Here is a 24700-nt window from a genome sequence, read left to right as displayed (position 1 = left end):
GGTGCCTAACCAGAACCTGAGCCGCGATGAGGCTGCCCTGCGGTCCCGCCTGTTGTCCGTGACCTCCTATGACGTCCACCTCGATCTGGGCAATGCCGAAGATCCGGATGCTGAAGGCTTCCGCTCCCGGAGCACCATTGCCTTCAGCTGCTCCGAGCCCGGAGCCGCAACTTTCCTGGACTTCATCCACGGCGGGGTCAGCTCCGTAGTGCTGAACGGGAAGGAGCTGGACCTGTCCGAAGCACTGGAGGGTTCCCGCATCCACCTGCCGGCCCTGCAGCCGCAGAACACCGTCACCGTGGACGGCACCGCCCTGTACAGCCGCAGCGGTGAGGGCCTGCATCGGTTCCGCGACCCTGCCGACGGACGCACCTACTTGTACACGCAGTATGAGCCCGCAGATGCCCGGCGGGTTTTCGCTGACTTCGAGCAGCCCGATCTCAAGGCATCCTTCGGCTTTACGGTGACCGCCCCGGCCGGCTGGCAGGTGGCCTCCAATGGTGTTGAAACCGCCCGCACTGAGCTGGACGGCGGTAGCCTGGCCCGCTGGGAATTCGCTCCCACCCAGCGGATTTCCACCTACATCACCACTGTGCTGGCCGGCCCGTACCACCGGGCGGAGGACGAATGGTCCCTCCGACTCGACGACGGTACGGACCTGCACGTGCCGCTTGCCGCTTACTGCCGTGCTTCGCTCGCAGAGCACTTCGATCCTGAGAACATTTTTGCGGTCACGAAGCGGGGCCTGGACTACTTCCACCGCCTGTTCGCGTACCCGTACCCGTTCGGCAAATACGATCAGGCTTTTGTCCCCGAATACAATCTCGGCGCCATGGAAAATCCCGGGCTGGTCACGTTCACCGAGTCCTATGTTTTCCGCTCCCGGGCCACCGAGGCGCAGTATGAAGCCCGGGCCAACACCATCCTGCACGAGATGGCACACATGTGGTTCGGCGACCTGGTGACCATGAAATGGTGGGACGATCTGTGGCTTAAGGAATCCTTCGCCGACTACATGGGCGCGCTTGCCGTTGACCGGGCCACCGACTTCACAAATTCCTGGGTCAGCTTCGCGAACCGGCGCAAGGCCTGGGCCTACGTCCAGGACCAGCTGCCCACCACGCACCCGATCGTGGCTGACATTCCGAACCTGGAAGCGGCCAAGCAGAACTTCGACGGGATTACCTACGCCAAGGGCGCCTCGGTCCTGAAGCAGTTGGTGGCCTATGTGGGGTTCGAGACGTTTATCGAAGCCGCGCGTGCCTATTTCCGTGAGCATGCCTTCGGCAACACCACCCTCGACGACCTGCTGGCCGCCTTGGCCGACGCTTCCGGCCGCGACATGGGTCTTTGGGCACGCCAGTGGCTGCAGACCGCCGGCGTGCCTGTCCTGGTTCCGGAGACTGAAACCGACGACGACGGCGCCTACACCTCAGTGGTGATCCGCCAGAACGCACCGGACCCGGTCAGCGGGGAACAGGTCCCCCGCCCGCACCGGCTCCGCATCGGGCTGTACGACTTTGACGGCGCCGGGTTCCTGGCCCGCACCGACACCGTTGAACTGGACGTAGCCGGGACCCGCACCGAGGTGCCCGAACTGATCGGGCGGAAGCGTCCTGCGGTGCTGCTGCTCAACGATGAAGACCTGACCTACGCCAAGATCCGCTTTGATCCGGCGTCGCTGGCCGTTCTGGTGGAGTCGCTGCACCTGCTCGCCGATCCCCTGGCCCGGGCCATCGCCCTGTCCGCGCTGTGGAACAGCGTCCGCGACGGTGTGCTCAGCGCCCGGGACTATGTGCACCTGGTGCAGAGGGTGGCCCCGCATGAGACCGGTGCGGGCGTGCTGAACGTACTGCTGGATAACGCGCGCAGCGCCATTGAATACTACGCACCGGCTTCGCGCCGCGAAGAGCTGCGCAGGGAGTTCGGTGCCTGCATTACCGAGCAGCTGCGTGCGGCACCGGCGGGCAGTGACCGGCAGGTTATCTGGGCACGGGCGGCTGCCGCCGCCGGGCAGCGCAGTGCAGGCTCCGCCGAGCTGCTGCGAAGCCTGCTGGAGGGCAGCGCCGGGATCAGCGGGCTCACCGTCGACACGGACCTGCGCTGGCGGCTGTGGGTTGCCCTGGCAGCCACCGGATCCGCCACCCGGGCGGAACTGGATGCGGAGCTGGAACGCGACAACACGGCGTCGGGCCGGGTGGGACACACCACGGCAGCCGCGGCCTTCCCGGATCCGGCGGTGAAGGACGCTGCGTGGCAGGCCGCCGTCCACTCGAACGGACTGTCCAATGAACTGCTCTCCGCCACCATCACCGGGTTCGGACTCGGCAGCCACGAGCTGCTGGACGGCTACATCCCGGACTACTTTGCCTCCCTCACGGGTGTATGGTCCAGCCGCAGCATCGAGCTGGCCTCCCGCGTAGTGGGCGGACTCTACCCCGGCGGCCAGGATGCGGCTCCGGGAACCGCACCGGCTGACCACCCGGTGGTGCAGAAATCCGTGGAATGGCTGGAGCAGCACCCGGACGCGCCGGGTGCCCTGCGCAGGATCATCATTGAACAGCAGGACCAGCTGCTGCGCTCCCTGCGGGTCCAGGCAGCCGGCCTGTAGGCCCCGTCGCTGCTGGGCCCAGTAGGGACGGGGCCCAGTTGGGGTATGTTCCTCAGGCCAGCTGCGGTTTGGCGACGGTCAAGAGGATGGCCGAGTCCTCCAGGGCCCGCACTGAATGGCGGGCCTGCGGCACAATCAGCAGGTCTCCGGCGGAGCCGTCCCAGGTTGCGCCGTCGGAGACCAGGCTGACCCGTCCCTTGAGGACGAAAACAGTGGCTTCGCCCGGGTTTTCATGTTCGTCCAGGACAAACCCTGCCCGCAGGGCAATCACGGTCTGCCGCAGGACATGCTCGTGCCCGCCGTAAACCGTGGAGGCGCTGCGGCCGCTGGCGGCCGAGTGAGCCCTTTCCATCTGCTGGCGGACAAGGGCGGTAAGGGACTTTTTCTCCATGCCCGCAGTCTAGGCACTCCGGACGCGGCAGGGTAACCGGGCTGCCGCGCCCCGGGTGCTGCCGGGTGCTGCCGGGGTCAGGGAACCCGGTTCAGCCACTCGGCGGTGTCGAACTTTTCCTTGACCTTCTGCTCCGCCAGGTCCATCTCTTCATCGCTTATTCCGGCCTGGACTGCGCCGTAGCGGGCGGTGAAGGTGTCGATCATCGTCGCAATGATCTCCTCCCGCGAAAGCCCGGTCTGCCGCTTGAGCGGATCAACGCGTTTCTTGGCGCTGGTGGTGCCCTTGTCGGACAGCTTCTCCTTGCCGATGCGCAGCACCTCCACCATTTTGTCGGCGTCGATGTTGTAGGACATGGTGACGTGGTGAAGCATTCCACCGCTGCTGAAGCGTTTCTGCGCGGCACCGCCGATCTTGCCCTGGTCCGTGGCCATGTCGTTCAGCGGCACGTACCAAGCCTGGATGCCCAGCTTCTTCAGGGATTCCATCACCCAGGCGTCAAGGAAGGGATAGGAATCGGCGAAGCTCAGCCCGTCCACCAGGGACTGGGGCACGTACAGGGAGTACGTGATGGCGTTGCCGTGTTCCATGAACATGGCACCCCCGCCGGTGATCCGCCGCACAACGGTCACGCCGTGGCGTTCGGCACCGGCCGGATCCACCTCGTTTTTCAGTGACTGGAAGCTGCCGATCACTACGGACGGAGTTTCCCACTCCCAGAACCGCAGCGTCGGGTTCCGGTGGCCTGCGCCCACTTCCTCGGCCAGGACTTCGTCCATGGCCACGTGCATGTGCGTGGACAGCGGGGTGGGCGGGATGATTTCCCACTGGTGGTCGCCCCAGCCGGTGGCCTTCCCCAGTGCGCGCCGCACTGCCGTCGCCACGGCTTCCGGAGAGAAGCCAAAGAGCACGGCGTCCGGGCTCAGCCTGGCGTGCACGGCAGCGGCTATGTCGCCGAAGCCTGTTTCCGCGGGCAGCCCCTCGAGGGCGGCGTTGATGTCGAGCAGCGCCTCATCGGGTTCCAGGAAAAAATCACCGCCCAGGGACACGTCTGCAAGGCGTCCGTCACGGACGTCGAGGTCCACCACAACGAGCTTGCCGCCGGGGACCTTGTACTCGCCGTGCCGCCGGCTGAAGCTTCCATCCGCGCTTGCCATCACAACTCCTCATCTTGACCGGTGCCGGGACCGGGCGGTCCCCCACTACGGGGAAAGGCCCGCCGGGCTGATGCCGGCGGACCTTCCTCCAAGTACTGCTGTTCTTCCGAACGTTACTTCTTAGCGCCGAAGCCCTTGAAGCGGGCGTTGAAGCGCTCGACGCGGCCGGCGGAGTCCATGATGCGCTGCTTGCCCGTGTAGAACGGGTGCGATGCGGAGGAGATTTCCACCTCGATGAGCGGGTAGGTGTTTCCGTCTTCCCACTCGATCGTCTTGGAGGACGTGGCGGTGGAGCTCGTCAGGAAAGCGGTGTCGGACGCGAGGTCACGGAAGACAACCGGAGCATACTTGGGGTGGATATCAGACTTCACAGTTTTACCTTCTTTTGGTGCCTGGATTTTGCCAGGCACAGGTGGGTTAAAAGCTTTATTGGCCGGTGTTTCGACCAGCAACCCATACTACCGCACTTACCGGGCCGGCAGGAAACACCTGCAACCGCGAGTCAGGACAGCGGCTGCGTGCCCCACTGTGTGTTTACCGCCGTCAACAGCGAGGGGATCCCCTGGTTCAGGCCTGCAATCTCGATCCGGGACGGTCGGTAGTAGTCATCCAGATACAGCGAGAACGTGCCCTCGGGGATCACCGCCAGGGAAGCCGGTTCCGCGCCGTCGGACGCAGCATTGCTGAAACTGCCGCTGATGCGCGTGTACGCGGCCCCCGCCAGCACGGCCCCGTACTCCACCTCCACCGTTTCCGCCGCCGACAGCATCGCAGCCACGCGCTCGGGCCGGACCGTCAGCTCGGCGGCATCGGCCAGCACGGCGGCGTAGGCCTGTTCCGGGGAGCCGCGCCGGTCCGCAGAAATATCCTCCCCGCCCTGCCGCACCACCCGGTTGTCCCCGCGGATTTCGATTTTCAGGCCTGCGCCGTCAGGGGCCGCACCGGTTGCCGCACTGTCCGTGCCTGTACTGCCGGGCACAGCACCGGCGGCCGCGGGACCGTGCAGGTCCATGGTGAAAGCGGGAACCGTGCCGAAGGTGACGGTGTACTCCCCCGCGGGCAGCCAGCTGGTGCCGGTGGACAGGGTCTGCACACCGCCGCCGCCGGCCGTGATGGCCGCGGCCACACAGCTTCCGGCTTCAGTGCCGGACATCGGTTCGGGATCAACCCGCAGCAGCCACTGGCAGGCATCCTGCACTGCCGGGGCCATGCCTATCTGGTTTCCGGCTACTCCCACCCGCACCGGCGGTGGGCTCTCCGGTGCGGGTGCCGGGGCTGGAGGCGGGCTCGGGTCCGGGCCCGGGTCAGCTGTCCGCGGCGGTGCGGTGCGGGCCGGCTGCGGAGTAGCGGAAGGCGAAGCAGCGCGCTCCCGGAGCTGTTCCGCCGTCGGTCCGCATGCTGAAAGCGGCAGCAGCAGTACTGCGCACAGTGCAAGGACCGTGCCCAGTCGGGTCCGGGATTCCATGGCGGCTCCGGTGGATGCTCAGGGGGATGGTGGCTGGGCACAGTCTGGCACTTGGGGCGCGCGAGGGTAAGAGCAGTTCGGGTCCGGTGTGTAGCTGGAGCCGGTGTGTAGTTAGGGCCGGCACTCCCAGAAAGCCACGGCGCTGGCGGCTGCCACGTTGAGCGAGTCCACGCCGCCGCTCATCGGAATCCGCACGGCCAGGTCCACAGCAGCCAAGGTGGATTCGGCCAGCCCGTCCCCCTCGGTCCCCAGGACCAGGGCCAGGCGTTCATCCCGACGGGCACTGAGTTCGTCCAGGGTCAGGGAATCCTCGCGCAGGGCCAGGGCTGCGGTGGCAAAACCGGCAGAGCGCAGCTGTTCAAGCTGTCCGGGCCAGTCGGTCAGGCGGACCCACGGAACCTGGAAGACGGTTCCCATGCTCACGCGGATGGCGCGCCGGTACAACGGGTCCGCGCAGCGGGGCGTGACCAGTACGGCATCAACCTGGAGCGCCGCCGCAGAGCGGAAGATTGCCCCGATGTTGGTGTGGTCCACGATGTCTTCCAGGACCGCGACCCGGCGGGCGGTTGCCAGCAGCGCGTCCAGCTCCAGCGGAGCCGGCCGTTCCATGGCCGCCAGGGCGCCGCGGTGCAGATGGAATCCGGTGATCTCCTCCAAAACGTCCGCCGTACCCACAAAGGCGGGGACATCGGGGAAACGGTCCAGGATGTCCTGCAGGTCCGGCAGCCATTTCTCGGCCAGGAAAAAGGAACGCGGGCGGTGGCCGGCGTCGACTGCGCGGCGCAGGACCTTGGAGGACTCGGCAATGTACATGCCCTCCTCCGGTTCGCGGCGCCGCCGAAGCGAGGTATCCGTGAGGGAGGTGTAGTCGCTGACCCGCGGATCGGCGCCGGACTGCAGGTACTGAAGGCTCACCTCTGCACTGGCCTTAGCTGCGGCGCGCGGTGGCCGAGTAACGGCCGCCGTCGCGCTTCAGGTCCAGCGGAAGACCGAAAGCGGTGCTCAGGTGTTCTTCGGTGAAGACCTCTTCAATGGGCCCGGACGCTACCACCCCGCCGTCGCGCAGGAGCAGGGCATGGGTGAACCCGGTGGGGACCTCTTCCAAGTGGTGGGTCACCAGCACCATGGCGGGCGCTTCCTCGTCCCGGGCAAGTTCGCCCAGCCGGAAGAGCAGGTCCTCGCGGCCGGCGAGGTCCAGCCCGGCAGCCGGCTCGTCCAGCAGCAGCAGCTCCGGGTCGGTCATGAGGGCACGGGCGATCTGCACGCGCTTGCGCTCACCTTCGCTCAGCGAGGAGAAGCGGCGGTTGAGGAACGTGGACATTCCCCAGTCATGCAGGAGACGGAAGGCACGGCGCTCGTCGAGCTTCTCGTACTTCTCGCGCCAGCGCCCGGTTACGCCGTAGGAGGCGGTCACCACTACGTTCAGGACAGTTTCGTCTTCTGGAATCTGGCCGGCCAGGGCCGCGGATGCGAGGCCGATCCGGGGGCGCAGTTCAAAAACGTCCACCGCGCCCAGAACTTCTTCGAGGATTCCCGCAACACCGCGGGTGGGGTGCATGCGTCCGCCGGCTATCTGCAGCAGCGTAGTCTTTCCGGCACCGTTGGGCCCCATGATGACCCAGCGCTCCCCCTCCTTGACCTGCCAGTCAATGCCGTCCAACAGGGTCTTACCGCCGCGAACCACGCTCACGCCGGCAAATTCAAGAACATCACTCATAGCACTAGACACTAGGCTAAAGAAAGGGACATTGGCGAAACGATACGCCGCAGCGGCCGGTGCAATGCGGCCCGCATGCCCCGGTACCGCACAGGTACCCGATGCCGGACCAAGCAGAACGGATGCCATGCCGAACACCCCCGAGTACAGTGTCGTCAGCTATGGGCGCGACTTGTCAGATGCCTACCTGGGCTCGGTGCAGGCCGCAGTGACCGGGATCGGGGCGCGGATCCTAGAGCTGGAGAACGCTGCAGGGGACGGCTATACGGTGTCCAAGCTTTTTGTCGCGTACGACGGCGGGACAGCCAGGCTGCGGCGCACCGTTGCGGCCGCTGCGGCAGCGGTGCCGCAGAAAAACGGTGGGGAGCAGACCGCAGTGGTGCCGCCGTCGCTCCTTGAAGAGGCCCGCAAGCTGCTGGTGATGGATGTTGACTCCACCTTGATCCGCCAGGAAGTCATTGAGTTGCTGGCCGCCCATGCAGGGCGGGAAGCAGAGGTTGCAGCCGTCACGGAGGCCGCCATGCGCGGCGAACTGGACTTCGCCGCCAGCCTGCACGCACGGGTGAAGAATCTGGCCGGGCTCCCCGCTTCCGTAATAGACGAGGTGGGTACCCGGATTGAGCTCTCCGCAGGCGCCGAGGTGCTGGTGAAGGAATTCCTGGCCGCAGGACACGGCGTGGCAGTGGTGTCCGGCGGGTTCAGCCAGGTGCTCGATCCGCTGGCTGCCCGCCTGCAACTGACCTTCGCCCGCGCCAACATGCTGGACATCAAGGACGGTGTGCTGACCGGAGCGGTGGCCGGCGAAGTGGTGGACCGTGCGGTCAAGGCCCGGTCACTGGCCGAATGGGCCGGTGAACTGGGTGTATCACCGGAACACACCATTGCCGTGGGCGACGGCGCCAATGACCTGGACATGCTGGCGGCGGCCGCGCTGGGCGTGGCGTTCAACGCCCAGCCGGCAGTGCAGGCCGCCGCAGATGCCGTGCTGAACCTGCCCAACCTGGACGTGGTGCAGCACTTCGTGAAGCTCTAGGCGTTCTCGCCGGCCGCGAGGTAGTCGGCGCCGCCCACGTACTCGGTGTGGCCGGAGGGAACATCGGCGGTGGCCATGCGTGCCACTTCGGCACCGAACTCAGCGACCGAGTACAGCCGGCCTGCTTCCTCCCGGCGGGCTTCGATTGCGCCGGGGTTGGCCCGGTCCAGCAGGGTTGCGGTGACGGTTCCCTCGATCATGTCACCGGAGACCACCACGAGGGAGATCCCCTTTTCCTCAAGCTGCGGGAGCATCGCGCGCAGCGCGTCTTCCCCGGCACGCTTGCTCAAGGCAACAGCTTCGTATTCCGGCATGGTGGGAACCGAGGCGATGAAATGCGCCTGGTGGCTGGTCACGAACACTACGCGGGAGCCGGCGGGCATGGCCTCGAGGGCCTGGGTGAGCATGTTGACCTGCGCGTCGCGGTTGAGCTTCAGCGCGTAGTCCTCCTCCATGCCGGTCTCCATGCCGCCGGAGGCGTTGAGCACCAGGACGTCCAGTCCGCCGAAGTTCTCCTGCGCAGCGGCCACGAGAGCAGCCGGTCCTTCTGGAACGGTGAGGTCGGCGCCCACTGCCACAGCCCGGCCGCCGTCGGCCTCAATGCCGGCCACCACCTTGTTGGCCCGCGGTGCCTTCTGGCGGTAGTTGACCACCACACCGGCACCCTCGGCTGCCAGGAAGCGGGCTACCTCGGCGCCGATTCCGCGCGATGATCCGGTAACAACCGCGGCTTTGCCCTCAAGCAGGCCCATACAAACTCCTTTTGTAGAAAGTGTCTAAGCATCTCGCTCCGACTCCCATCCTGCCAGCCGTCCGGCCCGCAGGCAGTTGAGGAAACCTCCAACGAATGCGGGCCGGAGACTTACGGTACTTAGTGCCCCATGCCCAGGCCGCCGTCCACCGGAATGACAGCGCCGGAGATGTAGCCTGCTTCCTCGCCTGCAATCCAGCGGACGACGGCGGCCACTTCCTCGGGCTCCGCGAACCGGCCGGCCGGGATGGAGGACAGATAGTTCTTCTGGGTGTCCTCGGGCAGGGAACGGGTCATGTCCGTGTTGATGAAGCCGGGAGCCACCACGTTGGCCGTGATGTTCCGGGAGCCCAGTTCGCGGGTCAGGGACCGGGCGATGCCGATCAGGCCGGCCTTGGACGCGGCGTAGTTGATCTGGCCGGGCGAACCGTAGAGGCCTACCACCGAGGAGATCAGCACCACGCGGCCCTTCTTCATCCGGAGCATGCCCTTGGAAGCACGCTTGACCACGCGGAAAGCGCCGGTGAGGTTGGTGTCGATGACGTCGGCGAAGTCCTCTTCACTCATCCGCAGCAGCAGCGTGTCGCGGGTAATACCCGCGTTGGCCACCAGCACCTCCACCGGCCCGTGTGCGGCTTCGACCTCGGTGAAGGCCGCGTCCACGGATGCCATATCTGTCACATCGGCCTTGACGCCCAGCATCCCCTCGGGAACGTCGCCGCTGCGGTACGTGATGGCCACCCGGTCTCCCGCGGCCAGGAATGCCTGGGCTATCGCCAGCCCAATACCGCGGTTTCCGCCGGTCACCAGGACGCTGCGGCCGGACTCGTTTTCTGGGGTGCTTTGCACGGATCTTCCTTCTTTCAGCCTGTGATGGGGGTTGCCTCGATCCTACGTGCGGCGGATTCAACTTCTGCAACGCCCCCGCTAGTGAGAGAATGGACGAACCTGTTTGGAGAGTGATGGCTGCTATAGATGGCTAAGGACACAAATCGCGGGGACAGTGTTCCCCGGATCACCGCCGCGCCTAACCCGCACACCGATGAGATGCATGCCCGCATGATCAAGTACGGCGTGTCGATGGGCATCCGCGTGGTGTGCCTTTTCCTGCTGTTCTTCGTTCACGGCTGGTTGTTGTGGGTGGTTATTGCCGGTGCAGTGGTATTGCCCTATTTCGCTGTCATCATGGCCAACGGCGGCGCCGACACCCGCAACATGCAGGCCTCCGACGCCATGATCAACCAGCCTCCGGCTGCAGCTATTGACGCTCCTGCTCCGCCGCCGGACACCGCACACACCGAAGAATCCCCCGAGACCTCCGTGGTGCCGGGCGAGATAGTAGAGAACACTGATGATGACGACGACGACGACGACAAGGCCTAAGCCCAGCGCATGAACCTCTTGGACTCACTATCCGGCGGCCTCTCCGGCTCGCACTCCGGTACCCGCTCCGAATCCGGGGCGCCGGCCGGCCCCGAAGGCACCCCAATTTGCTCCCGCAAGGCCTGCCGGCAGGAAGCGGCGTGGCAGCTGTTGTGGAACAACCCCCGCATCCACACCCCCGAGCGCCGAAAGACCTGGCTTTCCTGCAGCGAGCACCGCGACTGGCTGGAGGACTACCTGCGCACCAGAGGCCTGTGGAAAGAAACCCTCCCACTGGCGTCCGGCACCCAAAGCGGAGCCCTGTAGATGTACCGCTTCCTTTTATCCGCCCGCTGGCTCGGTTGGCTTGTGATGGTTTGCGTCCTGGCTGCCGCGTGCGTCGGACTGGGCCTGTGGCAGATGGACCGCCGTACGGAGTCCCTGGCCGACAGTGCGCGCATCGAATCCAACTACGACGCCGCCCCGGTTGCGTACGCGGAGGCCGGAAAGTACTTCGACCGGTTCGACGAATCGGCCGAGTGGCTGCCCGTGACCCTGGAGGGCACCTACGATTCCTCGGAGCAGCGTATTGTACGGAACCGGCCCCTGAAGGGACGGCCCGGCTACGAGGTGCTGGTGCCGCTCAAGCTCGACGACGGCACGGCGGTGGCGGTCAACCGCGGCTGGCTGCCGATCGGCGACGATGAAGCGGGGCACCCGGACAGCATTCCGGCTGCGCCGGAAGGACGGGTCAGCGTTGTTGCCCGGGTCAAGGCCGCCGAGCCGGAGCTGACTCGCAGGGCTCCCGAAGGCCAGCTCGCGTCGATTGACCTTTCCGCGTTTGCGGACGAACTGGAGTACCCGCTGCACGAGGGCTCCTACGGGCTGATGGCCAGCGAAGATCCGCGCACGGCCGTTGTCCCCGAAGCTGCGCCGCGGCCGGAAGTGGATGAAGGCCTGCACCTGTCCTACGGACTGCAGTGGTACGGGTTCGCGTTGATGATGTTCCTGGGCCTGGGATACGCCGCCCGTCAGGAAGCCCTGAACCGCTATTACGACGGGATCGAGGATGACGAGGACGACGACGACGAAATCATCGCCGCCAATCCGACTCCGTCCCGCCGTCGTCCGCCGCGGAAAAAGCGCGGACCAACCGGCGAAGAAGAGGAAGACGCAATCCTGGACGCGCAGGGGTTCTAACAGGCAGCCGGGTTCCAGGCAGCTGGGGGCATGGAGTTTCCGGTACGATCCGGAGCCATGACCACGCTCCCCTCGACCCGCCGGGAACTGCGCCGCCTGCGGCTGGCCGCCTCCGGGCTGGCGGCAGCCAAGGCTGCCTCCCCCGCTGATGCCGTGGGACGGCTGCTGGCGGTGCAGGCCCAAAACGCCGCCGGAGCCGCGTGGAGCATAGGCCAGCGGACCGTCGGCGGCACCGAATCCGGTGTCCGCGCAGCCATTGCCGGGCGCGGCTTGGTTCTCACCTGGACCATGCGCGGGACCCAACACCTGGTGCGCGCCGTCGATGCTGCATGGCTGGTACCCTTGCTCGGACCCCGGGCCAACGCCCAGCAGGCGGGCCTTCGCCGGGCCGCCGGAGTGAGCGAAGAAATCCTGGACCGGTGCACGCGCGCCGTGGCCGAAGCCCTCAGCGGCGGTCCTGCGGCCCGGTCCGTACTCGTGAAAGTGCTGGCTACTGCGGGCGGACTGACCGACAGTGCTGCGGCGTCGCACGTCTTGCGGTTCCTGGCCCAGTCACAGGTCATCGTGTTCGCTCCGCCGGCAGGCAAGACAGCCATGTTTGAGCTCTATGCGCGGGTCATTTCCCCGGCCGCTCCCCTGCCCCGCGATGATGCCCTGGCGACGCTGGCGGTCCGCTACGTGCAGGGTCACGGCCCGGTGCGGGCGCAGGACCTGGCCTGGTGGAGCGGGCTCACACTGCGCGACGCCAGGCGTGCCTTCGAAGTGGCCGGAGACCGGATCACGCCGCTGACGGCCGCGGAGCCTGCCCGCGGGGAGGACCGGTGGTGGGTGGCGCCGGAACTCCTCGAGGAGCAGGAAACGGGCCGGTCAGGCGGCGTACGCCTGCTGCCGGGTTTTGACGAATACCACATCGGTTACGCAGACCGGGATCTGATCATGGCCGCGGAGCACCGCGCAGTGGTGGGCCCGGCGAAAAACGGATTGTTCCGGAACGTGCTGCTTGTGGACGGGCGGATTGCCGGGATATGGGAAAGGAACGGCTCCACGGTGGACGTGGAGCCGTTCCTGATGCCCGGACGCCGGGACGTTGATTCGGATCCTGTTGGGCTCGACCCTGCCGAACTGGAGCGGGCGGTCCAGGAGTACGGGAGTTTTCGGGAATCTCCCGGGAACGGCTCCTAGGCCAGGGTCACCAGTTCCAGGTAGTTCTCGTTCCAGTGGTCCTCGTCGCCGTCCGGCAGCAGCACCACGCGCTCGGGGTTCAGTGCTGCCACGGCGCCCTCATCGTGGCTGACCATCACCACTGCACCCGTGTAATTGCTCAGGGCGCCCAGGATCTCGGCACGCGAAGCCGGGTCGAGGTTGTTGGTGGGTTCGTCCAGGAGCAGCACGTTGGCGGAGGAGGCCACGATGGTGGCCAGCGCCAAACGGGTCTTTTCACCGCCGGAGAGGACACCAGCCTTCTTCTCCACGTCGTCGCCGCTGAACATAAAGGAACCGAGAACGCTGCGCACCTCGGCGTCGTCCATGTCCGGGGCGGAAGAACGCATGTTCTCCAGGACCGTCCGGTCCGTGTCCAGGGTCTCGTGCTCCTGGGCGTAGTACCCGACCTTCAGGCCGTGGCCGGGGATGATTTTTCCGGTGTCCGGCTTATCCACGCCGGCCAGCATCCGCAGCAGGGTGGTCTTTCCGGCACCGTTCAGGCCCAGGATGACCACCTTGGAGCCGCGGTCAATGGCCAGGTCAACGTCGGTGAAGATTTCCAGCGAACCGTAGCTCTTGCTCAGGCCCTCGGCCATCATCGGGGTCTTGCCGCAGGGTGCGGGATCCGGGAAGCGCAGTGCTGCCACACGGTCGCTGGCGCGGACGGCGTCGAGCCCGCCCAGCAGCCGGTCCACGCGCTTGAGCATGCTCTGGGCAGCAGAAGCACCGGAGGCACGTGCCTTCATCTTGTTGGCCTGGGCAAGCAGGACCCCGGCCTTCTTTTCGGTATTGGCACGCTCCCGCTTACGGGCCCGCTCGTCTGTCTCGCGCTGGACCTTGTACCGCTTCCAGTCCATGTTGTAGATGTCGATGGTGGCGCGGTTGGCATCCAGGCTGAAGACCTTGTTGACGGTGGCTTCGAGCAGCTCGGTATCGTGGCTGATCACGATCAGGCCACCGGTGTGGTTCTTCAGGAACTCGCGCAGCCAGGCGATGGAATCGGCGTCGAGGTGGTTGGTGGGCTCATCGAGGAGCATGGTGTCGGCGTCGGAATACAGGATCCGGGCCAGTTCCACACGACGGCGCTGACCGCCGGAAAGGGTCTTCAGCGGCTGGTTCAGCAGCCGGTCCGGCAGGGCCAGGTTGGCGCAGATGGTGGCAGCTTCGGATTCGGCGGCGTATCCCCCGGCGGACAGGAATTCGGATTCGAGCCGGTCGTAGCGGTTCATGGCCTTCTGCGAAATCTTCGGATCATCACTGGCCATCTCGTCCTGGCACTTTTTCAGCTGCGCGGAAACGACGTCGAGGCCGCGGGCGGAGAGGATCCGGTCCCGGCCCAGCTGGTCCATGTCCGGTGTGCGCGGATCCTGGGGCAGGTAGCCGATCTCGCCGACGCGCTTGACGCTGCCGGACGCCGGGAGGGTCTCGCCGGCCAGCACCTTGGTGAGAGTGGTCTTGCCGGCACCGTTGCGGCCCACCAGCCCGATCTTGTCTCCCTTGTCCACACGGAACGAAACCGCTTCCATGAGAAGGCGTGCGCCTGCGCGCAGCTCGAGACCAGATACGGAAATCACTCAGTGGACCTTTCGAAGGGTTTATAGGTGTTGCAGATATAACGCTGCGCGGTGCGCGGGCCTCGTACCGGGTGGGAATCCACCGAGGCGGGAACGGTCACAGTGACCGGTGGCAAGGCCTTGTTGGCCGGATCAGCCTTCCCAGTGTAGCCGCCATGGCCGGTTTGTAGAAAACCTCCAATGGAATCCCGTCATCCCGCCACTAGTGTTCAAAACGCAGGACCGTACCGATTTCTTCCCCAGACGAGAGAGCTGCGATGGACAACACACCGCTTGATGCACCGAGTTCCACCAGCGCTGCTGCCGAGGGTTCACCCCCGCCGGCAGTCCGCCGCAGGCAGCGGGGATGGAAGCCCGGCGACCTGTCCCTGATTGCTGTTTTCGCCGCACTTACGGCTGCCTTCTCGGTTCTGCCCGGCATTCCGCTGGGTTCAGGGGTGCCGATCACGCTGCAGACCCTGGCGGTGATACTGACGGGAATCCTCCTCGGCCCCGGCCGCGGTGCAGCAGCCATAGGACTGTTCCTGCTCGCGGGTCTGGCCGGATTGCCCGTCTTCAGCGGCTTCCGCGGCGGCCTGGGCGTGCTGGCCGGCCCCTCTGCCGGTTACCTGCTCTCCTTCCCGCTGGCTGCAGCCGTTGCGGGCGCCCTTGCCGGTATTGTGCTGCGGCGGGCGAACCGGGCACGGTTCCCGTTGCTGTTCGCTGCCGGGCTGGCCACCAGTTTCCTCGTGGTCCACCCTGCAGGCATTGCCGGGCTCATGGTTAATGCCCACCTGCCCTTTTCCGGCGCCCTGGTTACGGATATAGCGTTCTGGCCCGGCGACGTCCTCAAGAACATGCTCGCCGCGGCGGTGGCGGTCAGTGTGTTCAGGGCGTTCCCCCGCATGGCACCGGCCACCCGGCGGCGCCCCTGATGGCACGTATTGCCCTGGACAATGTTTCGGTGCTGCCGTCCGGCGGCGGGACTGGCGGCGGGACTGGCGGCGGGAGTGGCGCTGGGACTGGCGGCGGGAGTGGCGCCGAGCCGATCCTGCGTCCCTTCTCGCTGCAGTTCACCAACCCCCGTACGGCGGTGATCGGTGCCAACGGCTCGGGGAAATCCACCCTCCTGAAGTTGATCAACGGTCTGGTGCTGCCCGATACCGGAACCGTCACCGTGGACGGCCTGGATACTGAGCGCCAGGGTGCTGCGGTGCGGCGGCGGGTGGGGTTTGTCTTCACGGATCCGCTGGCCCAGCTGGTGATGCCCACCGGCAGGGACGACGTCGAGCTTTCCCTGCGCGCGTCCGTACGCAATCGGTCCGAGCGCCGTGCGGCGGCCGAGGAACGGCTGGATTCATTCGGCCTTCTCCCCCTGGCGGACCGCAGCATCTACGACCTGTCCGGGGGCGAACGCCAGCTGATGGCACTTGCTTCGGTCCTGGCCGTTGAGCCGGCGGTCCTCGTGGCGGATGAACCGAGCACCCTCCTGGACCTGCGCAACACGGCCCGGTTGCGCAGGACGCTTGCCGGGCTGCCGCAGCAAGTCATCTACACCACCCATGACCTCGAGTTTGCTGCCGACGCAGATCGGGTGCTGATGATGGACTGCGGACGGGTGGTGTTCGACGGCGACCCCGGGGAGGCTGTCGCCAGATACCGTGCGATGGCGCTGGACCTGAGGTGAAGAGGCGTTCAGCCGGGCTGGCTTCAGCCGCGCTCCTGACGGGCGGATACCGGACCGGAACCTCCCTGCTGCACAGGGCACCGCTAGCCCTGAAGGCTGTAGTCCTGGTGCTGCTCTCCGCGGTGGTGCTCGCCTCGTCATCCTTTGTGGTGCAGGCCTCCGCTGCGGTGCTGGTGGCCGGGCTTTATGTCCTGGCACGGATGGTGCGGGAGTTGTGGGTGCCCTTGCGGTTGATGTGGCCGCTGCTGGTCCTGCTGGCTGCGGTCCAGGTGTGGATGGAAGGACCGGCTGCGGCAGTGCTGGTCACCGGCCGGATAGTGCTGTGCGTAGTAGCCGCCCGGCTGTTGACGCTGACCACGGCGCCCCAGGAACTGATGGACGGGCTGGCAGCGCTGGCCCGGCCCCTGAAGTGCCTGGGGGCGGACCCGGAGCGGTTCGCCCTGACGCTTGCCCTGATGATGCGCAGCCTTCCGTTCCTTCTCGGTTCGGCAGGCGAAGTCCGCCAATCAGCAATGGCCCGGGGACTGGAACGCAACCCGAGGGCATTGGCGGTGCCCGTGGTCATCCGGGCGGTGGCGTATGCCCACCAGACCGGTGAAGCACTGGCCGCCCGTGGGTTGGGTGAACCAACGCCGCAGCAGCCCTCCAAACGGAAGCATGCTGGCCGTCAGGGATAATCGATGGCATGAGTTTCAACGAAAACGCGCGCCTTGATTCCTCACGAGTGAGCGACCGGCGCGGCAAAGGCAAAGGCATCGCTGTTGGCGGAGGGCTGGGCGGCGGACTGCTGCTGATCCTCTCCCTGTTCTTCGGCTCCGACGTTATCGATGGGCTGGGATTAAGCGACGGCGGCGCCTCCTCCGCTGGGCAGGGCCAATCCGAAAGCATCAGCACGTGCCTGAACGGCGAGGATGCCAACGAACGCCTGGACTGCCGCATCCTCGGTACTGCGGAGAGTTTGGACAGCTTCTGGGAACCGCAGCTCGCTGAGCGCGGTGTCACCTACACCGAGCCCGGTGTGGTGCTGTTCTCGGACCAGACCACCACGGGCTGCGGAGCTGCAACCAGTGCTGTGGGGCCCTTCTACTGCCCCGCCGATGAACAGACCTACTATGACACGGCGTTCTTCTCCGATCTGGTGAACAGCTATGGTTCCTCCGGCGGACCGCTGGCTCAGGAGTACGTGGTGGCGCACGAATTCGGCCACCACATCCAGCAGCTCACGGGATCCAGTACAGGCCGCAATGCCGACCCGCAGGGACCCGAGTCCGCCTCGGTCCGGACCGAGCTCCAGGCCGACTGCTATGCGGGCCTCTGGGCACGCCATGCGGCGTCTACTCCCGCACCGGGCAGCGACGTTCCCTTCCTCGCACCGTTTACCGAAACGGACATCAACGACGCCCTCTCGGCTGCCTCTGCCGTAGGTGATGACCGGATCCAGGCTTCGGCCACGGGGCAGGTCAATCCGGAGAGCTGGACGCACGGCTCGAGCGAGCAGCGCCAGGCGTGGTTCCTGGCGGGCTACAACGACGGCGGCTCCTTGGAAACGTGCGACACCTTCAGTGCCGCTGACCTGTCACGCCCGTAAGGGTTTCCATCCGGCTCAGCACCCGTGCCCGCTGAGCCACCGCCCGCGGTGCCCCGAGCGGACCGCTCACATCCGGCCCAGCAACTCCCGCAAATCCGTGGGATCGGCATCCCCCGGAGGACGAAAGTGCACGGTGCGAATGCCGAGCGCCCGTGCAGCGGAGATATTTGCCTCGTTGTCGTCGATAAAAACCACGTCGCCGGGCTCTGCATGCAGGTCCTTCAGGACGAGCTCGAAGATCCGGCGGTCAGGTTTGGTCATTCCCAGCGGGCCGCTGAAATAGGTCTTGGCAAAGTGCCGGGCCCACGCTGAATCGCGGAGGTAGCGCCGGGACATTTGCGTCGGCATGTTCGAAAGCACAGCCAGCTTCGCGCCTTCGCCTTCAAGGGCCTGAACGACGTCGGCTGTGTCCGGATTGAGGTGGGACCACTGTGCCGCGTCCAAGTCCTCCAGCACCCGCACCCGCTCCTCGTCCACCTTGGGCAGGGCAAGCACGGCGGCCCAGTACGCAGCCGGACTGAGCAGGCCGGCGTCATAGCTTTCCCGGTGCGTCCAATAGGGGCTCGCGGGATCCTGCAGATGCTGGCCGGTCTCCAGCTTCAGTGCGGCCCAGTCTGCCGGCTCCGGCGCGGTGGAGATCACCATGCCGTAATCGAACAGGTACCAGGTGCCGGGCTTGGAAATGTTCTCGGTGTTCCCCATGCGGCGAACCCTAGCAGCGGATGTCAACGGCCATAACCGGTTCTCCTCCGCTTGACCGGGTCCCGGCAACTGACATAAGTGTCCGTGCCTTCCGGCCAGCACACGGAGGCGGCAGTGACTGGCGTGTCAAGAGTGACCAGCTGCCGCTTCAATGCATACTGAATTCCGATTCCGGAAGCCCTAGAGGTAAGGAACCTCAGTGAAGAAGAGTTATGGACTGCCCGCACTGCCCGTCTTGGCCTTGTCACTGGCTTTGTCTACCGCACTGTCAGTCTGCGGCCAGGACAGCAGGGATGACCCGGCCGAAGTCCGTTCGGACGTACGAGCGGCCTTTGCGGAGTACCAGTCCGCGGCAGCAAAGGCGGCCAAGACCATGAACGAAAACTTTGACGCCTATGAAGCCAAGTTTCAGGATGCTTTGAGCCCTGAAGAAATGACGAAGTTCAAAACCGGTGACTATGACACGGTTGAAGAAAATTACGACGCCCTGAAACCCGAGAGCCAAAAGGCGTTGGCGGACTTTCACGCGGAGTTCAACCCGATGTCCGGTTCCTACCACTGGGAGGGGATGAGCGATTCAGACCGCGCCATCATCGGGTACAACTCCATGCTGATCACTGCGTTTACGGACGAGAACGATGCGAAGGCGGCGGCGGACATCGCGGATGAGGACATCATGGTCATCGATGCACGGCACGCGGTAATCATGTACGAAGATCCGGACCACGACGCGTCGACAACCAGCAGGGACGTTTTCATGGTGAAAGTCGGAAAAGACTGGAAGATTGACGGAGCCAAAGAGTTCGAGGACTACGTCAAGCCGAAGGAGGGGTAGCCGGCGCAACGCTGCTAGGCCGCAGGTTGGCCCACATTGACTTCGGTAAGGTCCCGGCAGAGCAGCCACTGTCCCTCTGTTAGCCGCCAGGATTCCATCAGCAGCGCACGCGCCGTGTTATCCCCGCCCACACGGTAGGTCATCTCGTAGAACACCACCGCTTCGTCGCGGCCGCGCGGGGCTACAGTACGGAAATCGGCATGGACCGTGCAGCCCTTCAATGCAGAGACGGTAGCGCGGAAACCCTTCCGAGCCGTCGCACCGTCGAACGGCTCGGCAGACGCAGCCGCGGAGCCCAGCCATCCGTGGTACTCCGGCGCCAGGAACGCCTCGATGGGTGCACTGTCTCCGGACGCCATGGCCGCGTTCCAGGCAGTGAGGTACCGGTCGTGAAAATGGTCTGTGCTTGCAGTATTGCCCATGGCGCGAACGCTAGCAGCGCCGGCTGGGATGCTGATACCGACACGCAAAGAGCCGCCCCCGGAAAATCCGGAAGCGGCTCTTTGCCGTATCCACAGCTGCTAGATGTTGAACCCGAGGGCGCGCATCTGGTCGCGGCCGTCGTCGGTGATCTTTTCAGGTCCCCACGGCGGCATCCACACCCAGTTCAGGCGCCACTCATCAACGACGCCGTCCAGCGCCTGCGCGGTCTGCTCTTCGATGACGTCGGTCAGCGGGCAGGCCGCAGTGGTCAGCGTCATGTCGATCAGCAGTGCGCCGTCCTCGGCGTACTTCAGGCCGTACAGCAGGCCAAGGTCAACGACATTCACCCCCAGCTCGGGGTCAATGACGTCCTTGAGGGCCTCTTCGACGTCCTCAAGGGACGTGGAGGCCAGATCGGAGTCGCTCATTATTGCTCCTTCAGCTGTTCCGAATTACGCGCCGGCCGCGGCGTTGGCGCCGGTGAAGCGGTCGTAACCCTCTTCTTCGAGCCGGTCGGCCAGCTCGGGGCCGCCCTGCTCGGCAATGTGTCCGTCAACGAAAACGTGGACGTAATCGGGCTTGATGTACCGAAGGATACGCGTGTAGTGCGTGATCAGCAGCGTACCCATGCCGCCCTTGGAGTGCTCACGGTTCACGCCTTCGGACACAATCTTCAGGGCGTCGACGTCGAGGCCGGAGTCGGTCTCGTCGAGGATGGCGAACTTCGGGTGGAAGAGCTCGAGCTGCAGGATCTCGACGCGCTTCTTCTCGCCGCCGGAGAAGCCTTCGTTGACGTTGCGCTGGGCGAAGTCGGCGTCGATGCGCAGGTCACCCATGGCAGCCTTGACGTCCTTGGTCCAGTGGCGCAGCGAGGGGGCTTCGCCGTCGAGGGCGGTCTTGGCGGTGCGCAGGAAGTTGGTCATGGTGACGCCGGGAACCTCGACCGGGTACTGCATGGCCAGGAAGAGGCCGGCGCGGGCACGCTCGTCCACGCTCATGGCCAGGACGTCTTCGCCGTCAAGGGTGATGGAACCGCTGTCCACGCTGTAGCGCGGGTGGCCGGCGATGGTGGAGGCCAGAGTGGACTTGCCGGAGCCGTTGGGGCCCATGATGGCGTGCGTCTCACCGGTGTTGATGGTCAGGCTGACACCCTTCAGGATCGGCTTGCGGCCCTGTTCGGTCTCAATGCTGACGTGAAGATCCTTGATCTCAAGAGTAGACATGCGAGTTGGCTTTCTCCTTTGCACCCAGAGGTGCGTAACTAAGCGTTGGGGATGGAAGGCGGCTCAGGTTCGGGTGCCGGAATTCTCCGGCACCCGAACCCGTGTCCTAGTAGGCTCCGGAGGCTTCGAGCTCGCGCTCGACGGCGTCGGTGAGACGCTCTTCCAGGGCGGGAACCTTGATCTGCTGGATGATCTCGGTGAGGAAGCCCCGGACCACCAGGCGGCGGGCGGTGTCCTCGGGGATGCCGCGTGCCATCAGGTAGAACAGGTGCTCGTCGTCGAACCGGCCGGTGGCGCTGGCGTGGCCGGCACCCTCAATGAGTCCGGTCTCGATTTCCAGGTTCGGCACGGAGTCGGCGCGGCCGCCGTCGGTCAGCAGCAGGTTGCGGTTGACCTCGTACGTGTCGGTGCCTTCTGCTTCCTTGCGGATCAGGACGTCGCCAACCCACACGGTGTGCGCGTCGCGGCCCTGCAGGGCGCCCTTGTACATCACGCGGGACTTGCAGTTGGCCACTGCGTGGTCCACGAAGAGGCGCTGCTCCAGGTGCTGGCCGGCGTCGGCGTAGTACAGGCCGAACATTTCCACGTCGCCGCCGGTGGCGGTGAACTTGGAGGACGGGGTGACACGCACCAGGTCGCCGCCGAGGCTGACGACGACGTGCTTGAACTTCGCGTCGCGGCCAATCTTCGCGTACTGCGCGGAGGCGTGCACGGCGTCGTCGTCCCAGTCCTGGACCGAAACAACGGTGAGTTCTGCGCCGTCTTCGACAACAATTTCGACGTTCTGCGACAGCACGGCCGAGCCCTTGTGGTCCAGGACCACAACACCCTTGGAGAACTTCTCCGCAGTGATGACGATGTGCTGGGCGGCCGGGTCCTTGCTGACGCCGTTGATGGTCAGCGTGACGCTGCCGTCAATAACAGTCTCGGCGGGGATGGTCACGGACGTGGCCTCGCGGAAGTCTTCCCATGCGGCAGCGGCAACCCGGTCTTCGGGGATGCCGGCCGAACCGACGCGGGCGTCGGTGCGGGCAATGCTCTCCACCCGCACGCCGTCCGGCGCGACGACGGCCAGCTCGGGAGCCGTACCGTCCAGGTCCGCGGTGTGCAGTCCGCGCAGGCGCTTGAGCGGGGTGAACCGCCAGTCTTCTTCACGGCCGGTCAATTTGCCGAAGTCAGCCCGGTGGAAGGACGTGGTGCGTCCGGCGCGCGAGCTGTCCGGGATGCCCTCTCCGCCGCCGTGGCTGTGGGACTTGCTGCTGTCGCCGCCCAGCGGTGAGGAGTCATCGTTCAGCGGGGAAAGGTTTTCGCCTTCCTCGGTGAAGCCGTCAATGCGCATCCGGTTGGTTTCCTTCGGGGAAACAACCTTCGCCTTGACCTCCTCCACTACATTGCTGACCTTTTCGGTCACGGTTTCGACGACGTCGTTAAGCTTCGACATTAACCGACGGCTCCTTCCATCTGGAGTTCGATGAGGCGGTTGAGTTCAAGGGCGTATTCCATCGGCAGTTCGCGTGCAATCGGCTCGATGAAGCCGCGCACGATCATTGCCATTGCCTCGTCCTCGGGAAGGCCGCGGGACATGAGGTAGAACAGCTGCTCCTCGCTGACGCGGGAAACAGTGGCTTCGTGGCCCATGGTGACGTCATCTTCGCGGATGTCCACGTACGGGTACGTGTCCGAGCGGGAGATGGTGTCCACCAGCAGGGCGTCGCAGCGCACGGTGTTGGCCGAGTGCGTGGCGCCTTCGCGGACCTGGACCAGGCCGCGGTAGGCGGCGCGGCCGCCGCCGCGGGCCACGGACTTGGAGATGATGGAGCTCTTGGTGTTGGGGGCAATGTGGACCATCTTGGATCCGGTGTCCTGGTGCTGGCCCTCGCCGGCGAAGGCGATGGACAGGGTCTCACCCTTGGCGTGCTCGCCGACCAGGTATACAGCCGGGTACTTCATGGTGACCTTGGAACCGATGTTGCCGTCGATCCACTCCATGGTGGCGCCCTCGTGTGCAATGGCACGCTTGGTGACCAGGTTGTACACGTTGTTGGACCAGTTCTGGATGGTCGTGTAACGGACGCGGGCGCCCTTCTTCACGATGATTTCCACGACGGCGGAGTGCAGTGAGTCCGAGGTGTAGATCGGTGCGGTGCAGCCTTCGATGTAGTGGACGTAGGAATCCTCGTCCGCAATGATCAGCGTGCGCTCGAACTGACCCATGTTTTCCGTGTTGATGCGGAAGTAGGCCTGCAGCGGGATTTCCACGTGGACGCCCTTGGGGACGTAGACGAAGGATCCGCCGGACCACACGGCAGTGTTCAGCGAGCCGAACTTGTTGTCGCCAACCGGGATGACCGTGCCGAAGTACTCCTGGAACATTTCCGGGTGTTCCTTCAGGGCGGTGTCCGTATCCAGGAAGATGACACCCTGGCGCTCCAGGTCCTCGCGGAGCTGGTGGTAGACCACCTCGGACTCGTACTGGGCGGCGACGCCGGACACCAGGCGGCCGCGCTCGGCCTCGGGGATGCCAAGCTTTTCGTAGGTGTTGCGGATATCCTCGGGGAGGTCTTCCCAGGTGTTGGCCTGCTTCTCCGTGGAACGCACGAAGTACTTGATGTTGTCGAAGTCGATGCCGGAGAGGTCTGCGCCCCAGGTCGGCATGGGCTTGCGGTCGAAGTACTTCAGGCCCTTGAGGCGAAGGTCCAGCATCCACTGCGGCTCATTCTTCTTAGCCGAGATGTCGCGGACAACTTCCTCGCTCAGGCCGCGCCGGGCGGTGGCGCCGGCGACGTCGGAGTCTGCCCATCCGTACTCGTATGTACCGATGCCCTCGAGTTCAGGGTTCTTTTCCAGGATGTCTGAAATAACAGACTCCGGCACCATGGAAGGTGCCGTCGGCTTCTGGGTTACTTGATCCGTCATCACGGCCTTTCTTGCTGATGAATGGATGTGGACTGGGGGGTCTCGGCGTGCAGTGGAACCTGCGGCGCGGATCTGTTCCGACCCACGGGAATGTGGGTCGTACAAACGTGTCCGCCCCGGGACAAAGTGGACAGTCTGCGGACGTCCACGTCCAGAAGGCGGGCAAAAACTTCGGTCTCCTTGTCACAGAAGACGGGATAGGCCGTGGCTAATCCCTGTATGGGGCAGTGCGCCTGGCACAGCTGGATGCTAAGCAGCGTACTCTTCTTCGCCCCGGCGCCGATCATGGTGGTTGATGCCACGAAGCCGTCCTTGCTCAGTTCCGCGGCCAGTGCCTGGGCACGGTCGGCGACCTCGGGGCCTGCGGCGTCGACAACGGGACGGTACCGTTCCTCCATCTGGCCGAAGCGTTCGGCCGCGAAGGCCTCGATGGCCTGCGGGCCCAGTGCTGCACCCAGCTGGCGCAGCGCTTCGGTGGCGATGTCCAGGTAGTCATTGCCCAGATATGCCTGGCCCTGCGGACTAAGCACGTAGCGGCGGGCCGGGCGGCCGGCTCCGGATGAAGAGTTCCGCACCAGCTTGACCTGGATCAGGCCCTTGGTGGACAGGGCGTCGAGGTGGCGGCGCACGGCTGCCGGCGTGAAGCCGAGCCGTTCGCCCAGCTCAGCCGCACTGACCGGGCCGTGTTCCAGAACCGCACCCAGCACCTTGTCCCGGGTGCGCTCCTCCGCTTCGCGGGCAGCGCTCGGCGGGGCCGCCGCCTTCGTATCAGAGTTGCTCACAGAATACACAACACAAGCATGACCTAATCTGTTCCCTGATTCCACTAAGGCAAGGCTTGCCATCGGCCGTGCCGGACCCGGCAGTGCCTCGTGCGGGAGCT

Annotated in this window: 27 protein-coding genes; 11 read left to right on the top strand and 16 right to left on the bottom strand. The window is 65.4% G+C overall.

Annotated features, from left to right (window positions below):
- Position 1: 1 nt before the first annotated feature.
- Positions 2-2611 (top strand): aminopeptidase N, encoded by a 2610-nt coding sequence (gene pepN / locus QNN98_RS08910; RefSeq protein ID WP_283996850.1) that lies wholly within the window; start codon positions 2-4, stop codon positions 2609-2611.
- Between the two features lie 52 nt (positions 2612-2663).
- Here pepN and QNN98_RS08905 read toward each other — a convergent pair whose 3' ends face one another.
- The 6 genes from QNN98_RS08905 to QNN98_RS08880 all read right to left on the bottom strand — a co-directional run bounded on the left by QNN98_RS08905 (position 2664) and on the right by QNN98_RS08880 (position 7341).
- On the bottom strand, positions 2664-3002 hold the full coding sequence (locus QNN98_RS08905) for a cupin domain-containing protein (RefSeq protein WP_227911361.1): 339 nt from the start codon (positions 3000-3002) through the stop codon (positions 2664-2666).
- A 77-nt stretch (positions 3003-3079) separates the two neighbouring features.
- Positions 3080-4159: a lipoate-protein ligase LplAB gene (lplAB, locus tag QNN98_RS08900; protein ID WP_227911360.1), complete on the bottom strand. Its 1080-nt coding sequence runs from the start codon at positions 4157-4159 to the stop codon at positions 3080-3082.
- Positions 4160-4272: 113 nt separating this feature from the next.
- Positions 4273-4530, bottom strand: coding sequence for a type B 50S ribosomal protein L31 (locus QNN98_RS08895; protein WP_227911359.1), 258 nt, complete (start codon positions 4528-4530; stop codon positions 4273-4275).
- A 131-nt stretch (positions 4531-4661) separates the two neighbouring features.
- A complete protein-coding gene (locus tag QNN98_RS08890) occupies positions 4662-5369 on the bottom strand; it encodes a hypothetical protein (RefSeq protein WP_227926300.1) in 708 nt (235 codons plus the stop codon).
- Positions 5370-5735: 366 nt separating this feature from the next.
- The gene (locus QNN98_RS08885) at positions 5736-6539 is read right to left on the bottom strand and encodes a TrmH family RNA methyltransferase (RefSeq protein ID WP_283996849.1); all 804 of its coding nucleotides are present in this window, start codon (positions 6537-6539) and stop codon (positions 5736-5738) included.
- Between the two features lie 13 nt (positions 6540-6552).
- Entirely contained in the window at positions 6553-7341 is a 789-nt protein-coding gene (locus QNN98_RS08880) for an ABC transporter ATP-binding protein (protein WP_283996848.1), read from the bottom strand.
- Positions 7342-7468: 127 nt separating this feature from the next.
- On the opposite strand from QNN98_RS08880, the gene serB reads away from it, so the two are divergent.
- A complete protein-coding gene (serB, locus tag QNN98_RS08875) occupies positions 7469-8374 on the top strand; it encodes a phosphoserine phosphatase SerB (protein WP_283996847.1) in 906 nt (301 codons plus the stop codon).
- Here serB and QNN98_RS08870 read toward each other — a convergent pair.
- Positions 8371-9126: an SDR family oxidoreductase gene (locus tag QNN98_RS08870; RefSeq protein ID WP_227926303.1), complete on the bottom strand. Its 756-nt coding sequence runs from the start codon at positions 9124-9126 to the stop codon at positions 8371-8373. The two genes, serB and QNN98_RS08870, sit on opposite strands and share 4 nt — an antisense overlap.
- Before the next feature lie 119 nt (positions 9127-9245).
- On the bottom strand, positions 9246-9974 hold the full coding sequence (locus tag QNN98_RS08865; RefSeq protein ID WP_227911353.1) for a beta-ketoacyl-ACP reductase: 729 nt from the start codon (positions 9972-9974) through the stop codon (positions 9246-9248).
- A gap of 126 nt (positions 9975-10100) precedes the next feature.
- Between QNN98_RS08865 and QNN98_RS08860 the strand changes: the two genes are divergently transcribed.
- From QNN98_RS08860 to QNN98_RS08845, 4 genes are read left to right on the top strand one after another with little or no spacing between them, the layout of a single operon-like run.
- Positions 10101-10508 (top strand): DUF3099 domain-containing protein, encoded by a 408-nt coding sequence (locus QNN98_RS08860; protein ID WP_283996846.1) that lies wholly within the window; start codon positions 10101-10103, stop codon positions 10506-10508.
- Positions 10509-10517: 9 nt separating this feature from the next.
- A complete protein-coding gene (locus QNN98_RS08855; protein ID WP_227911351.1) occupies positions 10518-10814 on the top strand; it encodes a hypothetical protein in 297 nt (98 codons plus the stop codon).
- Positions 10815-11687, top strand: a complete 873-nt coding sequence (locus tag QNN98_RS08850) for an SURF1 family cytochrome oxidase biogenesis protein (RefSeq protein ID WP_227911350.1) — start codon at positions 10815-10817, stop codon at positions 11685-11687.
- 57 nt (positions 11688-11744) lie between these two features.
- Positions 11745-12869, top strand: a complete 1125-nt coding sequence (locus tag QNN98_RS08845) for a winged helix DNA-binding domain-containing protein (protein WP_227911349.1) — start codon at positions 11745-11747, stop codon at positions 12867-12869.
- Here QNN98_RS08845 and QNN98_RS08840 read toward each other — a convergent pair.
- Positions 12866-14464: an ABC-F family ATP-binding cassette domain-containing protein gene (locus tag QNN98_RS08840; protein WP_227911348.1), complete on the bottom strand. Its 1599-nt coding sequence runs from the start codon at positions 14462-14464 to the stop codon at positions 12866-12868. The two genes, QNN98_RS08845 and QNN98_RS08840, sit on opposite strands and share 4 nt — an antisense overlap.
- Positions 14465-14721: 257 nt before the next feature.
- Here QNN98_RS08840 and QNN98_RS08835 point away from each other — a divergent pair, with 257 nt between their 5' ends.
- From QNN98_RS08835 to ypfJ, 4 genes are read left to right on the top strand one after another with little or no spacing between them, the layout of a single operon-like run.
- Positions 14722-15378: a biotin transporter BioY gene (locus QNN98_RS08835; protein ID WP_283996845.1), complete on the top strand. Its 657-nt coding sequence runs from the start codon at positions 14722-14724 to the stop codon at positions 15376-15378.
- Positions 15378-16130, top strand: coding sequence for an energy-coupling factor ABC transporter ATP-binding protein (locus QNN98_RS08830; protein ID WP_283996844.1), 753 nt, complete (start codon positions 15378-15380; stop codon positions 16128-16130). The genes QNN98_RS08835 and QNN98_RS08830 overlap by 1 nt, the downstream gene beginning before the upstream one ends.
- Entirely contained in the window at positions 16127-16807 is a 681-nt protein-coding gene (locus QNN98_RS08825) for an energy-coupling factor transporter transmembrane component T family protein (RefSeq protein ID WP_227911345.1), read from the top strand. The genes QNN98_RS08830 and QNN98_RS08825 overlap by 4 nt, the downstream gene beginning before the upstream one ends.
- Positions 16808-16815: 8 nt before the next feature.
- Entirely contained in the window at positions 16816-17718 is a 903-nt protein-coding gene (gene ypfJ, locus QNN98_RS08820) for a KPN_02809 family neutral zinc metallopeptidase (RefSeq protein ID WP_227911344.1), read from the top strand.
- Between the two features lie 66 nt (positions 17719-17784).
- Here the strand turns inward: ypfJ and QNN98_RS08815 are convergent, their stop codons facing one another.
- A complete protein-coding gene (locus tag QNN98_RS08815; RefSeq protein ID WP_283996843.1) occupies positions 17785-18420 on the bottom strand; it encodes an HAD family hydrolase in 636 nt (211 codons plus the stop codon).
- 199 nt (positions 18421-18619) lie between these two features.
- Between QNN98_RS08815 and QNN98_RS08810 the strand changes: the two genes are divergently transcribed.
- Positions 18620-19255 carry a hypothetical protein gene (locus tag QNN98_RS08810; protein ID WP_283996842.1) on the top strand — a complete coding sequence of 212 codons (636 nt, stop codon included), beginning with the start codon at positions 18620-18622 and terminating at the stop codon, positions 19253-19255.
- 14 nt (positions 19256-19269) lie between these two features.
- Here the strand turns inward: QNN98_RS08810 and QNN98_RS08805 are convergent, their stop codons facing one another.
- From QNN98_RS08805 to QNN98_RS08780, 6 genes are all read right to left on the bottom strand, one after another.
- Positions 19270-19677 carry a DUF4440 domain-containing protein gene (locus QNN98_RS08805; RefSeq protein WP_227926312.1) on the bottom strand — a complete coding sequence of 136 codons (408 nt, stop codon included), beginning with the start codon at positions 19675-19677 and terminating at the stop codon, positions 19270-19272.
- Between the two features lie 99 nt (positions 19678-19776).
- Positions 19777-20106: a metal-sulfur cluster assembly factor gene (locus QNN98_RS08800; RefSeq protein WP_227911340.1), complete on the bottom strand. Its 330-nt coding sequence runs from the start codon at positions 20104-20106 to the stop codon at positions 19777-19779.
- Positions 20107-20130: 24 nt separating this feature from the next.
- Positions 20131-20901 carry a Fe-S cluster assembly ATPase SufC gene (gene sufC, locus QNN98_RS08795; protein WP_283996841.1) on the bottom strand — a complete coding sequence of 257 codons (771 nt, stop codon included), beginning with the start codon at positions 20899-20901 and terminating at the stop codon, positions 20131-20133.
- A 106-nt stretch (positions 20902-21007) separates the two neighbouring features.
- Positions 21008-22240: a Fe-S cluster assembly protein SufD gene (sufD, locus tag QNN98_RS08790; protein WP_227911584.1), complete on the bottom strand. Its 1233-nt coding sequence runs from the start codon at positions 22238-22240 to the stop codon at positions 21008-21010.
- Positions 22241-22341: 101 nt separating this feature from the next.
- The gene (sufB, locus tag QNN98_RS08785; protein WP_269437332.1) at positions 22342-23817 is read right to left on the bottom strand and encodes a Fe-S cluster assembly protein SufB; all 1476 of its coding nucleotides are present in this window, start codon (positions 23815-23817) and stop codon (positions 22342-22344) included.
- Positions 23817-24608: a helix-turn-helix transcriptional regulator gene (locus QNN98_RS08780; protein WP_227911338.1), complete on the bottom strand. Its 792-nt coding sequence runs from the start codon at positions 24606-24608 to the stop codon at positions 23817-23819. Before QNN98_RS08780 ends, sufB begins: the two co-directional genes overlap by 1 nt.
- Positions 24609-24700 lie beyond the last annotated feature (92 nt).

This window comes from Arthrobacter sp. zg-Y1143, assembly GCF_030125565.1.
GTDB lineage: Bacteria > Actinomycetota > Actinomycetes > Actinomycetales > Micrococcaceae > Arthrobacter_B.
The sequence above is the reverse complement of the archived record's forward strand: the minus strand, read 5'-3'. Positions and strand labels throughout refer to the sequence as shown.

Bases quoted from the DNA above. Each gene is read 5' to 3' on its own strand.
- QNN98_RS08905 (WP_227911361.1), bottom strand. From the start codon at position 3,002: ATGGAGAAAAAGTCCCTTACCGCCCTTGTCCGCCAGCAGATGGAAAGG.
- lplAB (WP_227911360.1), bottom strand. From the start codon at position 4,159: ATGGCAAGCGCGGATGGAAGCTTCAGCCGGCGGCACGGCGAGTACAAG.
- QNN98_RS08890 (WP_227926300.1), bottom strand. From the start codon at position 5,369: ATGGCCCCGGCAGTGCAGGATGCCTGCCAGTGGCTGCTGCGGGTTGAT.
- QNN98_RS08880 (WP_283996848.1), bottom strand. From the start codon at position 7,341: ATGAGTGATGTTCTTGAATTTGCCGGCGTGAGCGTGGTTCGCGGCGGT.
- serB (WP_283996847.1), top strand. From the start codon at position 7,469: ATGCCGAACACCCCCGAGTACAGTGTCGTCAGCTATGGGCGCGACTTG.
- QNN98_RS08870 (WP_227926303.1), bottom strand. From the start codon at position 9,126: ATGGGCCTGCTTGAGGGCAAAGCCGCGGTTGTTACCGGATCATCGCGC.
- QNN98_RS08860 (WP_283996846.1), top strand. From the start codon at position 10,101: ATGGCTAAGGACACAAATCGCGGGGACAGTGTTCCCCGGATCACCGCC.
- QNN98_RS08855 (WP_227911351.1), top strand. From the start codon at position 10,518: ATGAACCTCTTGGACTCACTATCCGGCGGCCTCTCCGGCTCGCACTCC.
- QNN98_RS08850 (WP_227911350.1), top strand. From the start codon at position 10,815: ATGTACCGCTTCCTTTTATCCGCCCGCTGGCTCGGTTGGCTTGTGATG.
- QNN98_RS08845 (WP_227911349.1), top strand. From the start codon at position 11,745: ATGACCACGCTCCCCTCGACCCGCCGGGAACTGCGCCGCCTGCGGCTG.
- QNN98_RS08835 (WP_283996845.1), top strand. From the start codon at position 14,722: ATGGACAACACACCGCTTGATGCACCGAGTTCCACCAGCGCTGCTGCC.
- QNN98_RS08830 (WP_283996844.1), top strand. From the start codon at position 15,378: ATGGCACGTATTGCCCTGGACAATGTTTCGGTGCTGCCGTCCGGCGGC.
- ypfJ (WP_227911344.1), top strand. From the start codon at position 16,816: ATGAGTTTCAACGAAAACGCGCGCCTTGATTCCTCACGAGTGAGCGAC.
- QNN98_RS08815 (WP_283996843.1), bottom strand. From the start codon at position 18,420: ATGGGGAACACCGAGAACATTTCCAAGCCCGGCACCTGGTACCTGTTC.
- QNN98_RS08805 (WP_227926312.1), bottom strand. From the start codon at position 19,677: ATGGGCAATACTGCAAGCACAGACCATTTTCACGACCGGTACCTCACT.
- QNN98_RS08800 (WP_227911340.1), bottom strand. From the start codon at position 20,106: ATGAGCGACTCCGATCTGGCCTCCACGTCCCTTGAGGACGTCGAAGAG.
- sufC (WP_283996841.1), bottom strand. From the start codon at position 20,901: ATGTCTACTCTTGAGATCAAGGATCTTCACGTCAGCATTGAGACCGAA.
- sufD (WP_227911584.1), bottom strand. From the start codon at position 22,240: ATGCGCATTGACGGCTTCACCGAGGAAGGCGAAAACCTTTCCCCGCTG.
- sufB (WP_269437332.1), bottom strand. From the start codon at position 23,817: ATGACGGATCAAGTAACCCAGAAGCCGACGGCACCTTCCATGGTGCCG.